This window comes from Micromonospora sp. NPDC005161, assembly GCF_053599855.1.
Genome location: NZ_JBSFYQ010000049.1, coordinates 30545 through 44218 on the forward strand (window position 1 = coordinate 30545; position 13674 = coordinate 44218).

9 protein-coding genes and 1 pseudogene are annotated in these 13674 nt (G+C 69.9%); 3 read left to right on the plus strand and 7 right to left on the minus strand.

Annotated features, from left to right (window positions below; genetic code table 11):
* Positions 1-108: 108 nt before the first annotated feature.
* A pseudogene (locus tag ACWD5O_RS31660) lies at positions 109-279 on the plus strand (IS256 family transposase); the annotation flags it as partial.
* A 132-nt stretch (positions 280-411) separates the two neighbouring features.
* Here ACWD5O_RS31660 and ACWD5O_RS31665 read toward each other — a convergent pair.
* The gene (locus tag ACWD5O_RS31665; RefSeq protein ID WP_450087563.1) at positions 412-4128 is read right to left on the minus strand and encodes a S8 family serine peptidase; all 3717 of its coding nucleotides are present in this window, start codon (positions 4126-4128) and stop codon (positions 412-414) included.
* Positions 4129-4254: 126 nt separating this feature from the next.
* Here ACWD5O_RS31665 and ACWD5O_RS31670 point away from each other — a divergent pair, with 126 nt between their 5' ends.
* The gene (locus ACWD5O_RS31670; RefSeq protein ID WP_450087564.1) at positions 4255-5250 is read left to right on the plus strand and encodes a helix-turn-helix domain-containing protein; all 996 of its coding nucleotides are present in this window, start codon (positions 4255-4257) and stop codon (positions 5248-5250) included.
* Between the two features lie 217 nt (positions 5251-5467).
* Here the strand turns inward: ACWD5O_RS31670 and ACWD5O_RS31675 are convergent, their stop codons facing one another.
* Together ACWD5O_RS31675 and ACWD5O_RS31680 are read right to left on the minus strand one after the other, a co-directional pair.
* Positions 5468-6535 carry an integrase core domain-containing protein gene (locus ACWD5O_RS31675; RefSeq protein WP_450087565.1) on the minus strand — a complete coding sequence of 356 codons (1068 nt, stop codon included), beginning with the start codon at positions 6533-6535 and terminating at the stop codon, positions 5468-5470.
* Positions 6536-6680: 145 nt separating this feature from the next.
* Complete coding sequence (locus tag ACWD5O_RS31680; RefSeq protein ID WP_450087566.1) at positions 6681-7970, minus strand: low temperature requirement protein A; 1290 nt, start codon at positions 7968-7970, stop codon at positions 6681-6683.
* Positions 7971-8088: 118 nt separating this feature from the next.
* Here ACWD5O_RS31680 and ACWD5O_RS31685 point away from each other — a divergent pair, with 118 nt between their 5' ends.
* The gene (locus ACWD5O_RS31685; protein ID WP_354967832.1) at positions 8089-8253 is read left to right on the plus strand and encodes a hypothetical protein; all 165 of its coding nucleotides are present in this window, start codon (positions 8089-8091) and stop codon (positions 8251-8253) included.
* Positions 8254-8367: 114 nt separating this feature from the next.
* Here the strand turns inward: ACWD5O_RS31685 and ACWD5O_RS31690 are convergent, their stop codons facing one another.
* From ACWD5O_RS31690 to ACWD5O_RS31705, 4 genes are all read right to left on the minus strand, one after another.
* The gene (locus tag ACWD5O_RS31690; protein ID WP_450087567.1) at positions 8368-10710 is read right to left on the minus strand and encodes a lysylphosphatidylglycerol synthase domain-containing protein; all 2343 of its coding nucleotides are present in this window, start codon (positions 10708-10710) and stop codon (positions 8368-8370) included.
* A gap of 357 nt (positions 10711-11067) precedes the next feature.
* Entirely contained in the window at positions 11068-12624 is a 1557-nt protein-coding gene (locus ACWD5O_RS31695; protein WP_450087568.1) for an esterase/lipase family protein, read from the minus strand.
* Positions 12625-12971: 347 nt separating this feature from the next.
* Positions 12972-13175, minus strand: coding sequence for a hypothetical protein (locus ACWD5O_RS31700; protein WP_450005261.1), 204 nt, complete (start codon positions 13173-13175; stop codon positions 12972-12974).
* Positions 13176-13193: 18 nt separating this feature from the next.
* Positions 13194-13487, minus strand: coding sequence for a hypothetical protein (locus ACWD5O_RS31705; RefSeq protein WP_450087569.1), 294 nt, complete (start codon positions 13485-13487; stop codon positions 13194-13196).
* Positions 13488-13674 lie beyond the last annotated feature (187 nt).

Sequence of the window (13674 nt, forward strand, 5' to 3'; positions counted from 1 at the left end):
CAACAGCTAAACACACTTTCGCTCCCAAACGAGGCGGAATGCCCGGTTCGGCTCGGACCATGAGCAGCGCCGCGGCCGCGGCCGGATCGAACATCCGGAACCGCGGGCCGCGGCCACTTCCCCAACGAGCTGGCCGCGTTGAAGTGTCTGTACCTGGTGACCCGGTCCCTGGACCCCACCGGAGCAGGCAGAACCCGATGGACGATGCGCTGGAAACCCGCATTGAACGCCTTCGCCATCACCTTCAGCGACCGCTTCCCGGCCGCTGAAACCTACTAACCAAGATCGCCGGAAACACCGTTAGCGAGACAGCCCCGGATTTGGCACCCCACAGGGCAAGTGACCGCGAAAGAACGTTGAGGTTCGCGTACTTGCGGCCCGCCCCTTGGGGCGGGCCGCAAGGGGTAAGGGTTAGTGGAGGCCGAGGGCGCGAAGGATTGTTTGGGTGACGGAGTTACCGGCGGAATCGGTGCCGGTTACCCGGAGGGAGGCGAAGTGCGCCTTTTTCGGTGCGTCCAGGCGGTAGGCGCCTCGGTGGTCGTCGCGGAGGCGGGTCCAGGTGGCGCCGTCGTCGTAGGAGACCTCGACGCCGGGCGAGCGAGGGGTGCCGCCGCCGGCGACCGTTACCGCGGTCAGGCCGACTGAGACAGGGGCGCGTTGTTCGACGGTGACGCCGAACGTCGAGTCGCGGGGCACGGATCCGGAGGCGTCCGGGTCAACGGCGTAGCGGATCTGCAGTAGCGGGAGCAGGTCCCGTTGGCCGGGGACCTTCGGGGCGGCGGAGGTGAACGTCCATGCTGTCGTGGTCGAGGACGAGTAGGGGCTGACGGACGCGTCGCGCTGGTTCGCGACGACCAGGCGGTACTGCCGCGGCCCGGCGCTGGGTGCCGTCGGGTACATGATGAGCCCGTTGCTGGACGTGCCCAGCTGGGTGTCGCCCTGGTAGAGGGTCACGGTCTGACTCGCGTGCTGAAAGTCCGAGATCGCGCCGGTGTGGTCGGCGTTGCCGTACCCCGGCACGTCGATCCGCATCTCGTTCTCCGTACGCGCCGGCCCGAGGTAGTTGTTGTTGAGGTAGGGCCGCTGGATGGGCGTGAACCACTCGTCGTCCGACACGGTGCCGGCTTTGTACGACCGGCGGACGCCCCACTGGCCCAGGAGGCCGTCGTAGACCTCGTGGCCCCACCGGTTCGCACCGTCGGTGCTGACCCAGTCCGTGCGGCGGCCGCTGGCGGCCATGGCGACGTAGTTCCCGATACCCCATTCCGAGTACGCCGGGAAGTCGTACCGCCACTCCTCGCCCGCACCAGCGGGGACGGCGCCGGCGAACGTCTGGTCGATGCGCGCGAGGTTCTTGCTCGAAGCGTGGACGACCATGCTCTTGGGCAACTCGTTGTCCCAGGTGTGCATGAGGTCGTAGACGTAGGCCGGCGCCGGGTGCGACTCCGTGCGCAGCGCGTTGCGCTGCCGGGCCTGGGCGATCAGCTTCTCGCCCTCGTCGGAGCTGAGGAGCCCGACGTCGACGGGGCTCGGCTGCCCCGAGGCCGTCCCGAAATAGAGGCTCTGCCGGCCGGGCCGGTCGTTGGCCACCAGCAGCAGCTTGGCGCCCGCGTCAGCCGCCGCCTCGGCGAGCGCGGACGGGGTCGCCGACGCGGACCGCCGGATGACCACCGCCTTGCCCCTCGCGCCGAGGCCGGCGTAGTCCGACGGCGCCCCCGCACCCGCAAAGACCAACGGCAGGGTCCGGGTTCCGTCGGGCAGTGCGGTGACGCCCCGCTGCCGGAGGACGTCGGTGTAATCGGTCCCCCGGGCGGACACCGTCAGCGCGGGCTGTTCCTTGCGCCACCGCGCACCGACGATGAAGTCGCCGTGCGTCACCTTGCCTTGCGGCTGGATCCACAAGCTGTCGACGCTTTCGTTCGCGAGAACGAAGTCGTGCCAGCGGCCGTCCTCGTGGACCATCCGCGAGTACTCGAGCCGCAGGTAGGCGGGGACGCCGGGCTGCGGGGTGGTCTCGTCGACCAGCCGGACGCGGCCGGCGTCAAGCGTGATCGTGCGGTCCCGGGTTAACGTGAAGTCGGGATCGCCGAGCAGCGCCAGCCCCTGTGAATTCGGGCCGTGGACCCCGGACACGGCCAGGTAGCCGAGCGCCGAGTACTGGTCGTCCGGTGTGTAGAAGCTCACCGTGCCGTCGACCGGCACCGGTATCGGGTTTGGATCGCCCGCCCGGAGCACGATGACGAACGCCGACGCGGGTTTGCCCGCGGCGTCCTTGACGTTGATGGTCAGCAGGTGCGCCGGCGCGCCGACCGAGACCGCGGTGTGCGCGGCGAGCGCGCCGTCCGGTTCGGTGGCCAGGATCTGGGCGCTGAAGCCGTTGGACCCGCCGGGCGCGGCCGACGGATCGATGGTCACGGTGACCGTAACGGTGCCGTGCGCGGGCACGGTGACCCGGTCGTCCGAGAGCCGGAACATTCCCTCGGGTACGCCGGAGGCCGCGACCGACAGTGCGAGCGTCGTCGGCGTGCCACCGAGGTTGGTGTACGTCACCGGGCGGCGGACCGGGCCGGCTTCGTTCTGCCCGGCGGAGGCGGTGGCCGAAGCGAAGATCCCGGCACGGGCGGCGGTTGCCACGTCCACGCGGCCGCTGCCGGCCTGGAACGCGGTGTAGTCGGGAGTCTGCTTGGCGGTGCTGGTCAGCAGGTCCTTCAGCTGGGCGCCGGTGAGTTCGGGGTGCTTCGCGGCGAGCAGCGCGGCAGCGCCGACCACGTGCGGCGTGGCCATCGACGTGCCGCTCATCGTTTGGTAAAAGCCCTCCCCTTCGGCGGTGTACTGCGACCGCGCGGCCAGGATGTCGACGCCGGGTGCGGTGATCTCCGGCTTGAGCGCACCGTCGCCGACCCGGGGACCCTGGCTCGAGAAATCGGCGAGGTGGTCACCGCTGTCCACGGCGCCCACGGTGAGGGCCGCGTCGGCTGCACCTGGCGAGCTGACCGTACCGGGGCCGGAGGTGTTGCCCGCCGCGATCACGAACAGCGCGCCGGTCTGCGCGCTGAGCCGGTTCACGGCCTGCGACAACGGATCCGTACCGTCGGAAGGCTCCTGCGTACCCAGGCTCATGTTGATGATCTTGGCGTGCTGCTCGACCGCCGCCCACTCCATGCCGGCGAGGACCTGGGAGTCGCTGCCGGAGCCGGAGTTCGCCAGCACCTTTCCGATGTGCAGGCGAGCGCCGGGGGCGACACCCTTCTCGGCGCCGCCGGACGCGACGCCCGTGCCGGCGATGGTGGAAGCGACGTGGGTGCCATGGCCGCGGACGTCCTGGACGTCCTCGCCGGCGATGAAGCTGCGGGTCTCGACGATGCGTCCCGCCAGATCGGGGTGGCCTTCGTCGACACCCGTGTCGAGGACCGCGACGTCGACGCCCTGCCCGGTGTCGCCGCCGGCCCAGACCTCCGGCGTGCCGATCTGCGCGACCGATTCGGCCAGGTCCGCGTACACCTTGCCGTCGAGCCAGATCTGCTTGATGCCGTTGGCGAAAGCCGGGGTCACCTCACCCGCCGCGAAGAACGACGGCGTGCCTGCCGTCACCGCGGCCCAGAAATCGCGCGCCTGCACGCGGTTCTCGGTGATGGCGGCACCGTCGACACTCGTGAGTGGACGGACCAGCGCCGATCCCCGTGGCGCGGCGTTCGCGCGGAACCCCGCCGACTGGGTGGCGTAGGAGACGATCAGGGGCAGGTCGGCGCGGTGAGCGTCGTCGTAGCCGTCGGCGATCAGGTCAGTGACGTTGAAGAGCCGCCGGTCGAGCACGCCTTTGCCGAGGTAGGTCAGCGCCGAGGACGGAAAGACGTACACGTCTCCCGCCGACTCCAAGATCCTCGCGTCGGCGGGTCCGCCGTCCGGTCCGTTGACCGAGATCGTCCCTCCGCTGTCACCGGCGTCACCGGTCGCGTTCACCGTGACGACATCACCAGTGATCAGGGTGACAGTGTGGGTCTGCGGGGCGGTGCGCCCCGATGATCCGCCGGGAGCGGCCGACGCCGAACCGGCGACCACGATCGAGCTGAGCGACAACGCGAGGCATGCGGCCGCCGCGATGGCCCGACGCGTGCGTGAAGTTCTCAACGGTGGGGTTCCTTCCTGCGCGGGCGCAGCTCAACGGGCGCCACTGCGGCCGAACAGTGCCAGCCGTCGATCAACGCCGCAAGATCCCCTCGTGGCTGCTTACTGCCAGCTGGCACAATCTCGACAATGAAGCTCGCAGTCCTGGGGTTGTCCGCTGACGAGGAGCGGGTCTACGAAGCGCTGGTCGCCCTGCCCGGGTCGACGGTCGCCGCGCTCGCCGACCACTTGTCGACCCCGGCGGGCCCGTTGCAGCGGACCCTTGCCGCCCTCAACGCGAAGCACCTGGTGGCCGGTAGTGGGAGCCCGGCGCGGTACCTGGCCGCTCCCCCTGACATCGCGATCAACCAGCTCGTGCAGCTGCGGGAGCGCGAACTGAGCGCGGCGCGCGCGAAGGTGCACTCGCTCTCGGAAATTCACCGCAGCGCGCACCGGACGAGCCCCGAACTCGTGATCGAGCAGCTGACCGACCGGGAAACGATCGCCGCGGCCGTCGCCCACCTGGAATCCGAGGCGCACCAGCAGGTCCGGGTGTTCGACACGCCGCCCTACTACGAGGTGCCCGGGGGCGCAGGCGCCGCCAGGAACACCCAGGCGCAGATCGCCCGCCACCAGAACGACGGCGTGGCGCACCGCGTGATCTACAGCCTGGACGCGGTGACCTGGCCCCAGAAGCTGGAGACGGACATCCTGCCCGCCGTACGCGGCGGCGAAGAAGCCCGGACCCGGCGGACCCTGCCCATCAAGCTGATCATCCGCGACGACCAGGACGCCCTCATCCCGTTCGACCTCAGCCGGAGCGGCCTGCAGGTCGCCTACCTCGTCCGGCGCTCCCCGCTGCTCACCGCCCTCGAAGCTCTGTTCGAGGGCGAATGGGCCCAGGCCGCCCCGCTCGACGCGTCCGCGGTGACGCCGAGTGCTTTTGGTGGCCTCACTCGGCCGGACGAGGAAACCCGGTCACTGCTCACGATGATGATGGCGGGGTTGACCGACACGGCGATCGCGCGCGTGAACGGCTGGAGCACCCGGACGACGTACCGCCGGCTCCAGCGCGTGATGACCGAGCTCGGAGCGTCGAGCCGGTTCCAAGCAGGCTGCCTGGCGGAACGCCGCGGCTGGCTGTGAGCGGGCGACCTGGTGCGGCCAGGCGGTCCGTCCGCGAGGAATTTGGCTCGCGCTGCTGCCTATCGACCTGCTGGTCCCCTCTTGATCCTGTCTGTTCGCAGAGGTTCCGGGCAGATTCATTGTCGCGAGCGGACGGTGATCGCCGAACTTGAGCGCTGCGCCGCGCACCCCGCCAGCCTGCGTGACGAGATCCGCCGCGTTCTTGCCAGTTAGCCGGTCATGCTTCCCGGCCGAAGAGCTCGCCGCGCCTCTGCGAGTGCCTCCTGTGCGTAGCACTCGTTGACCTGTGGGGTGCCAAATCCCTGTCATGGGGCCCGAGCTGGACTTCTACGCGGCTCGTTCGTACTCGTTGATCAGCCCGCCGAGGAAGGTCGGCGTTTGATCCGCTCATGCGTGAGGTCAACGACGGGCGGTCGGACCGTGGGGGCAGCAACTGCAGGGCCCGATGCGGACGGTGGCCGTTGGAGTGACGTGCGTACTGATCGAGTGTTCGGCGTAGATGTCGTTCGCCGAAGATGAGCATGCGGTCGGTCACCTCGCTGCGGGCGGTCAGGACGAACCGTTCCGCATGCGCGTTCGCCCGCGGGCATGGCGGGGGGATCTTGCACACGGTCACGCCGGCATCGGCCAGTACGGCGTCGAAGGCGGCGGTGAACTGGCCGGCTCGGTCACGGATGAGGACCTTGAACTGCTCGGCGCGTTCACCAAGGTCCATAAGGAGGTTACGGGCCGCCTGGTTGGTCCACGGCCCGTTGGGGTTGGTGGTGATGCCGAGGATGTGCACGTAGCGGCTGTCGACCTCGATGACGAAGAACACGTACAGGCGTTGGAGGGTGAGTGTGCAGTGCACGTGGAAGAAGTCGCAGGCCAGCATGGTCAACGCCTGGGTGCGCAGGAACCGCCGCCAGATGGTGTGGTCGCGGCGCAGCGGCGCTGGTGGTAAGCCGAGTCGTTTGAGGATCCGGCGGATCGTGGAGGCACCCACGCGGTGGCCGAGTCCGAGTAGTTCGCCTTGGATGCGTAGGTAGCCCCCGCCGGGATTGTCCCGGGCCATCTGCTCAACCAGGGCGGCGATGGCTGGGTCGATGGGTGGCCGGCCGGGCCGATTCGGATAGGTCCAGTGGTGCGCCACCAGCCGCCGATGCCAGGCAAGGACCGTGGCCGGGGTGACGAGCCGATGCGTCTTCAACGGCCGAGGTAGGAGCCTGATCAGAGCCGCGAGCACCGCCCGGTCGGCCCAGTCCAGGCGCGGTTTCGGGTTCTGCCGGCGCAGGACGGCGGCCACGGTGACCAGCCAGCCCTTGGGGTCCCGCGGCGGGTCGTCCAGCCACACGCGCACGTACGTATGATCCGGGGGGGTGTTGTCGGCGGGGGGTGTGGGCACAGCGCCGGATTTCCGGCCGTCGATCCTCAAGGGCCGGCCCCTCGGCTCACAGGTGGCGGCGGCGCCACTCGGACTGCTCCTGCTCGGCGGCGACCTGCTCCTGCAGCGCGACCTGCCGCACCTCGCGGCGCAGCGGGTCACTGGCGCGCAGCCCGGCCAGCACCAGCGCGACGCAGGCCGCGGCGAGCACCGCCAGGCCGGCGACCGCCGGCAACCGGCCTGCGGGCAGCAGCACGACGGCCAGCGCCACCACCGTCACGGTCGGCCACAGGCGCACCCGGTGGCTGGCCCGCACCCCCAACGCCAGCAGACCCAGAATGTAGATGATCACGCCGGCGAACAGCACCCGGTAGTCCAGGCTGAGCGCCCGCACCCGCCACGGGTCACCGTGCGGGTCGGCGATCACGGCGAGGTAGCGCTTCAGGCCGAGGGCGAACAGGATGATCCCGGCGATCAACGGCAGATGCAGGTACGCGTAGACGTCAAGGGCGTAGGCGGCCCGCGCGTCCGGGTCGCGGGTGCCGTGCAGCCTCTGCTCGAGGTCGAGCGTCAGGGTGTCGAAGTACATCCACCACAGCGCCGCGATGGTGGTGACGCCGAGGACCGACGCCACGATCACCGCCCAGCTGAGCGGCAGGCCGGCGGCCGGTTTGGTTCCCAGTCCGAGCGAGATGATCGACTCGCCGAGCGCGATGAGCAGGATCAGCGCGTACCGCTCCGCCAAGTGGGCGGCGGAGACCACCGCCAGACCGGCGCTGCGGACCAGGCCCCCGGCGGTGAACTCGATGCCCACGGCGGCCGCCCACAGCGCCAGCTGCAGCCACGTCACTCCGACCTGGGACGGGTGGGGCAGCGCCCCGGCGACCAGGATCAGCATCACGCTGGCCAGCAGCGGCAGGCCAGACCGCAGTGCCGCGCGGCCCGGGGCGTCGGCGCGGGTCAGCAGCGCCAGCACCTGAACCACCCGGATGACCAGGTAGCAGGCGGCGAAGATGAGCGGGCCGGGCGGCCCACCGGGTCGGTTCGTGAACGCCTCCGGCACGCTCAGGTTGAGCACGAACAGGGCGACCACCGTCACCGCGCCGATCAGCGGCAGCACCCCCTGGTCGGTGCGGACCATGTTGCCGAGGGCGGCGAAGGAGACCCAGCACCACCACAGCAGGGCCAGCACCACCAGCCCCGCGAGCAGCGTGCGTACGTGCAGGTGTGCCGACAGCAGGGTGGTGACGTTGAGGAACGCGAGCACGAACACCAGGTCGTAGAACAACTCCAGGCGAGTGACGCGGGACCCCGGCGCGGCAGGCAGGATCCGACCCCGCCAGTGGCCGGTGCTCATGCCGCCCAGTCTGGCAGCCCCCGCCCGTCCCGGCGGCGGAAGCCACACAACGGACTGGCAGGGTCGCGTAATCCAACTGTCTCGTATTCGTGTTCATCGCTGATCCGGCAGTCACGGGGTGCTGGACCAGTTGCGCGAATATCAGCCGACGTTCATTCTCGCCGTGCCGCGGGTGTTCGAGAAGATGCACCACCGGGCGCGGCAGGAGACCGACGACGCGCACCACGGGTGGCTGTTCGCCGCAGCCGATCGGGTGGCCGTGCGCTACAGCCGCGGCCACTGAACCCGGACATCGCACCATGTGCAACGTTGCCTTGGTGTCGTGTGCCCTTGGTGGTCCGCTCCCGTCGAGTGTGGGCCGCAGCGCTGGTCGTCGTCTCGTTCTGCGCCGTCGTGGTTACAGCAAGCGGTGACGGGTCATGTGGCGGAGGGCTAGGTAGCCCGGCGGCACCGGGAGCCAGAAGGTCGCGAGACGGTAGATCAGGACGCCGGCGACGGCGGTGTCCAGCGGCACTCCGTAGAGCAGCAGGCCGGAGACGAGCGCGGCCTCGGTGGCACCGAGCCCGCCGGGGGTGGGCGCGGCGGAGGCGACGCCCTCGCCGATGACGCAGACCAGGATCACCGGAGGTAGTAGCGCGATGTCGACGGTCTGGCCGGTGGCGAGTAGCGCGAGGTAGAGGCAGAGGCCGTAGGTGAGGGTGAGCGTCACGGACGCGGCGACGAGCCGCCGGAGGCGGTGCTGGTGAATCAAGGTGCGCAGGGCGGCGATGACGCGGCCGGCCGCCGCGCGTCCGCGGCACCGGATCCGGGGTGCGGCGAGGACGGCCGCGAGGACGAGCAGCGCGACGAGGGCGCCCAGCAGCAGCGGCAGCGCCTTGGTCGCGCCGTGGGTGAGGGTCCGGGCGGGCTGCCGCGCGAAGGGCAGCAGGATCGGCAGCAGCACCACGACCGAGACCACGCCGGCGGTGCGGGAGACGACCACGGCGGTGACCGCCACCGCGGTGTCGAGTCCTTTCTGGTGCAGGTAGCGCAGGCTGAGCGCGGCACCGCCGAGGCTGCCGGGGGCCAGCCGGTTGGCGAACGACGCTGCGACCTGCACCAGAGTGGCCTCGCCGAGCGGTACCCGGCCGGCCGTGGCCAACCGGAGCACGACGGCGCTGAGCAGGTAGGTGAGGGCCGAGCCGAGCAGCGTTGCCGCGACGGCCACCAGATTCGCGTGCACCATCAGGTGGATTGCGGTGCGTACTTCGCCAAGTTGCGGGAGCAGGAGGAGCACGATCAGCCCCAGGACCACCAGCAGGAGGATGTCCCGCGGCGCTGCCCGGACCACCTTGGCCGGGGGCCGCTCCCGGTCCGGGCAGCGCCGCAGGATCTCCTCGCGGAGGCACTCCAGCAGGCCGGGGTGGGCGCGTAGGACGTTGCGGCCGGCGCGGGAGAGCACCGGCGGTTGCAGGAACGGGACGCTGTCCGCGACCGTTTCGGCGCCGAGTCGGTCGACTGCGGCTGCGACCACACTCGCCGAGTCGACCCGGCTGGCGAGGGCGACCAGCAGTTCGACGATGTCCCGGGCCCGCTGGTCGGCCGGGGCGTCGTCGACGCCGAACCCGAGGTCGACCAGGTACGCGCGGTCGCCGTCAACGAGCACGTTCGCGGCCCGCAGGTCGCGGTGCGCAATGCCCGCCCGGTGCAGCAGCGCCACCTGTCCCCAGGCGTCCCGCACGGCGGCGATCGGGACCGGCTCGACGACGGCGCCGAGGGGGGCCGCGTCGATGAACTCCTGCACCAGCAGGGCGTTTCCGCCGGGTGCGGTGGCGGTCGTGACGACGGCCGGGACTCGGACGCCGGCGCGTTCGGCCAGCAGGGTCAGGTAGGTTTCGTGTTCGCTCTGCTGCTTGGGACTCAGGTATGGCGGTGCGTCGGCGACGTGCCGGTAGCGCAGGCTCCGGTAGAGCCTGTAGGCCCAGTCCGCATCGCGTTGCTGGCCGCCGGTCACCTTCACGAACAGCCGCCGTCCATCGGTGGTGACCGCCTGCCACGGGTGGGAGCCGCGGGCGTCACCGCCGATCGGTTCCAGCCGCCGCACGTCGAATCCGCGTCGCCGCAGCGTCTCGCGTAGATCGCGGGCGGACTGCTGCGGTCCGACCTCGCCGACGGCGAGCCGGGTCAGGCACACCGCGAGCCAACCGACGAGGATCCCACCGACCGCGTCGACCGGCAGATGAGCGCCGACGTGGATCCGCGCTACGGCGACCAGAGCGATCACCGCCCAGGCCAGGCGGCGCCAGCGGGAGTTGCCGGCCTGCGCCACGACGAGGGCCAGGGCGGTGGCGACCGCGACGTGCCCCGAGGGGTAGCCGAGCGCTCCGGTGATCGTGTCCCGGAGGGTCAGTTCGGTCAGCAGCGCCGCCGGTCGTTGCCGGGCGACCGCGGCCTTGACGGCGAGCGCGAGCCAGTACGCGAGGTTGCCGGCCAGCAGGAAACGCCACGCGACGCCGGTGCGCCGCAGGATGACGGCCGTCGCGGCGGCGACGAACACCGCCGCATACGAGCCGGCCTGCATGACGACGACCAGCACCGGCGTCAGCCCTGAGGGTAGGTGGTTGATCAGGGCGAACAGGTCCCGCTCCCACAGCGCTACGGGTCGGTGCCGCACCAAGACGCTGACGACGACCAGCAGACCGGCCGAGACGGCCAGGCTGACCAGCAGCGCCGGCGACGGGCGATGCCTCCGCGTTACCACCGATCCTCGGCTGACCCCTCATCCGGCTCGATTCCCGCTGTCGGTCCGAACCCTACGGACCGCCCGCGGGCGGATCGGTTCTTGCCCGAATATCAACCCGCTAGGGGCGACAATCAGCAGGTGGACAAAGTAATCGCGGTGCTCACCGGTTACCGCCGGGCCTCGTCCTGGCCCTGGTGCTCGTGTTGCCGGCCCTGGAGTCCTCGACCCTGCTCGGGCTGGTCGTACCGGGCGAGACGGCGATCCTGATCGGCGGGCTGGCAGCGCACGCCGCAGGGCCGCTGCGGGCCTTGGTGTTCGCGGCGGCGCTCGAAACGCTGCACCGGATCGTGCGGTGCGGTGTCGTCGTGGCATGTGTCAGGACTGGCAGCCCACCGGCTGGAACAGGGCGTCAGAGCGGGCCTGCGTCCGCCACATCGGGTTCAGTCTCAGCGGGAGGGCTGGGGCTTGCCACGCTACGAAGAAGTCCAGTCGGGCGCGGCGGTAGCGATGCAGCTGTGGGTCGACCGGTGGCTGGCCGTTGAGGAAGGCGCCGATGGCGCGCTGCACGGATGGCCGATTGGTGAGCTGGCCGTGGATACCGCTGGCCTCGAGTAGGGGGATCTGCGGAACGCTCCGTCCCGAGGGCGGGAGGACTATCGTTTCGATGGTCGGCAGGAACGCGATTGTCGTTACCCCAGGCACCGGACAGAGCAGGTGGTTGCGAAACAGCGGCGCGTTGTCCAGAAGTGAACGCAGGAACGGCTGGTCCGGGGCGCCCGAGCTGGCTCCGCCGGGCACTGCGAGCAAGGTGCGTATCAACCAGCCGGTAGCGATTCCCCACCCGCTTTCGGCGTCCGGCGGTGGGTAGTAGGTGCGGCCGGCCCGGATCAACGGGTCGGTGAGGACGGCGCTTGTCACCGCCGGCTTCCGCAGTCGGCGGAGGTAGTAGTGGACGACCATTGCCCCTTCGCTCTCTCCGACAAGTGCCACCCGGCGGCCTGTAATGGCATGGGCCCGGTCCACCTGCTCGGCAAGGAGGCGGGCGCTGTCGACGATCGACTGATGGGTGTCGACGGGTCCGTACGGCCGAGCCCGGCCGTCGGCATCGATGCCCCGGTAGGAGAAGCGGATCACCGGTCCGGTCGGTGGCGCGGGATCACCGGGGTAGGCGGAGTTGAAGCCAGCAAGGTAGATCACAGCCTGGGGTACGGCAGGTAGGTCGGGCAGCGACGATGCCGGTACGGGCCGCTTGCTGCTGAACCTTGTCGAGGCAATATCGACGGCATACAAACAGCCGACTGCCAGGACGGCGACGAGCGGAGCTACCGGCGCCAGTCGCCAGTGCACTGGCTTCTGACGGAGGGCGGCGTGGACCATTTGTCGCCAAAGTAGACCATTGATCGCGCCTACCGCGCCTGCCGTTGCCACCACGCTCCAGCCTGGAGTGGCAGCCACTTCGGCGCCACCCAGGGTGAGCAACGTGAAGGTGAGCAGCGACCAGCCGGCCAGTCGGAGCGTGGGTAGGCCACGCCACCAGTCGGGCACGATTCCGCCGCGGGCAACGAGCGGGGCGAGGATCAGCACTGGCAGCAGTTCGAGGAACAGGATCCCGGCCAACGCGAATTGGGCGGTGGCAACCGCGACCGCGGCCCAGGGCAGCAGAATCACGGCGATGAACACGGCGAAGAGCAGGCTACGTCCGATGAGCCGGCGTAGTGGCGGCCGCGGGATTGCCGTGGGCCAGGCAAGCGCGACGCATCCAGCGCAGAACAGCCCTCGTACGATGACCGCGCAGGCCAGCCCGATGCCGAAACTGAACCAGCTGTCGTGGTAGACCAATACCCAACGCAGGTCGTGGAACATGCCGTACGGCCAGATAGTGGCGAATTGAGGTGCGATCGCCCTGGTGCGTTCGAAGCCGGCCGCGTTCATCGCCCCTGCCTCCGCCGCTGCCGCCAAGGTGGTCAATGCGAGAAGTGGGAGTAGCCGTGCTGATCGCATCACACACCTCGCTGTTCGGCCCAAACTTGGCGTCGCCGGGTACCCGCTTCCCTGCAGGACATTCCTCCGATTTCGGCGGCGGTACCTGCGCGGTGGTGTGACTGGTAAGTCCGAGCGTGTTCTCCGTCCAATGGATGGGACACCAGTGACGGGCAGGAGGACCGGCCGGTTCGGGTGGAGCAGCCCGCGCCCGCGGACGTGGGCTGGCTCTCCCCGTGCGTCGGATCGGCTCCACGGCCCCGGCGTTGTTCGGGAGTGTCCGGTTTGATCACGGTTTGTTAGATGCCGTAGACGGCGAAGGCGTCGGTGCGGTCGTGTAGGTCGCGGCGGGCATGGGCGATGTTGGCGCGTCCGGCGAGGCGGAAGGTGTTGAGGGTCAGGTTGCGGAAGCTGGCCAGGGCTCGTGGCGCGGCAACGGTCCTGAGCTGGGAATCGGCTTCTCGAAAGGTCACGTCCCGGGTCCAGTGCAGACGTTTCTCCACGGACCAATGCCCCCGGGGTTAGGCGTTGAGGTGGTGCGGGCTGGCCGGGTCGGCGTTCAGGCTGACGATGCCGTGGATGATTTCTTCGCTCGTGCGGATGCCGTCGAGTCCGCCGGTGTCGCGGCGTAGTCGGAAGACTTGCCGGGCGCCGGGGAACAGGCTGTCGTCGCAGGGTGCGACCCGTAGGGTTCGGCGTTCGTTACGCCCGTGTCCCCGGTCCTCGTCGATGCTCATGTGGTCGGCGTACTCGGTGTCGGTGCCGGACAGCAGTGCTTGGGCGGCCTGATAGGTGAGCGGCTGATTCCCCTTCAAGATCGGCATGTAGTGGGCGCCGGGTGGCCCGGTGATCAGGGAGCAGGCGGAAGAAGGCCAGTCATGATTCCCACCATTACGAGACATCCCTTACGACCTCGTGCACGGTTGTAGATGCTTGAGCATCGATGATCGTGCCATGGTTGGTGCTGCGATCATGACGGATCGTCGGATGACAGGGCTGTCC

What these genes read in the sequence shown, in the direction of transcription:
- ACWD5O_RS31670 (WP_450087564.1), top strand. Translation starts at nt 4,255, where the DNA reads ATGAAGCTCGCAGTCCTGGGGTTGTCCGCTGACGAGGAGCGGGTCTAC.
- ACWD5O_RS31680 (WP_450087566.1), bottom strand. Translation starts at nt 7,970, where the DNA reads ATGAGCACCGGCCACTGGCGGGGTCGGATCCTGCCTGCCGCGCCGGGG.
- ACWD5O_RS31695 (WP_450087568.1), bottom strand. Translation starts at nt 12,624, where the DNA reads ATGAACGCGGCCGGCTTCGAACGCACCAGGGCGATCGCACCTCAATTC.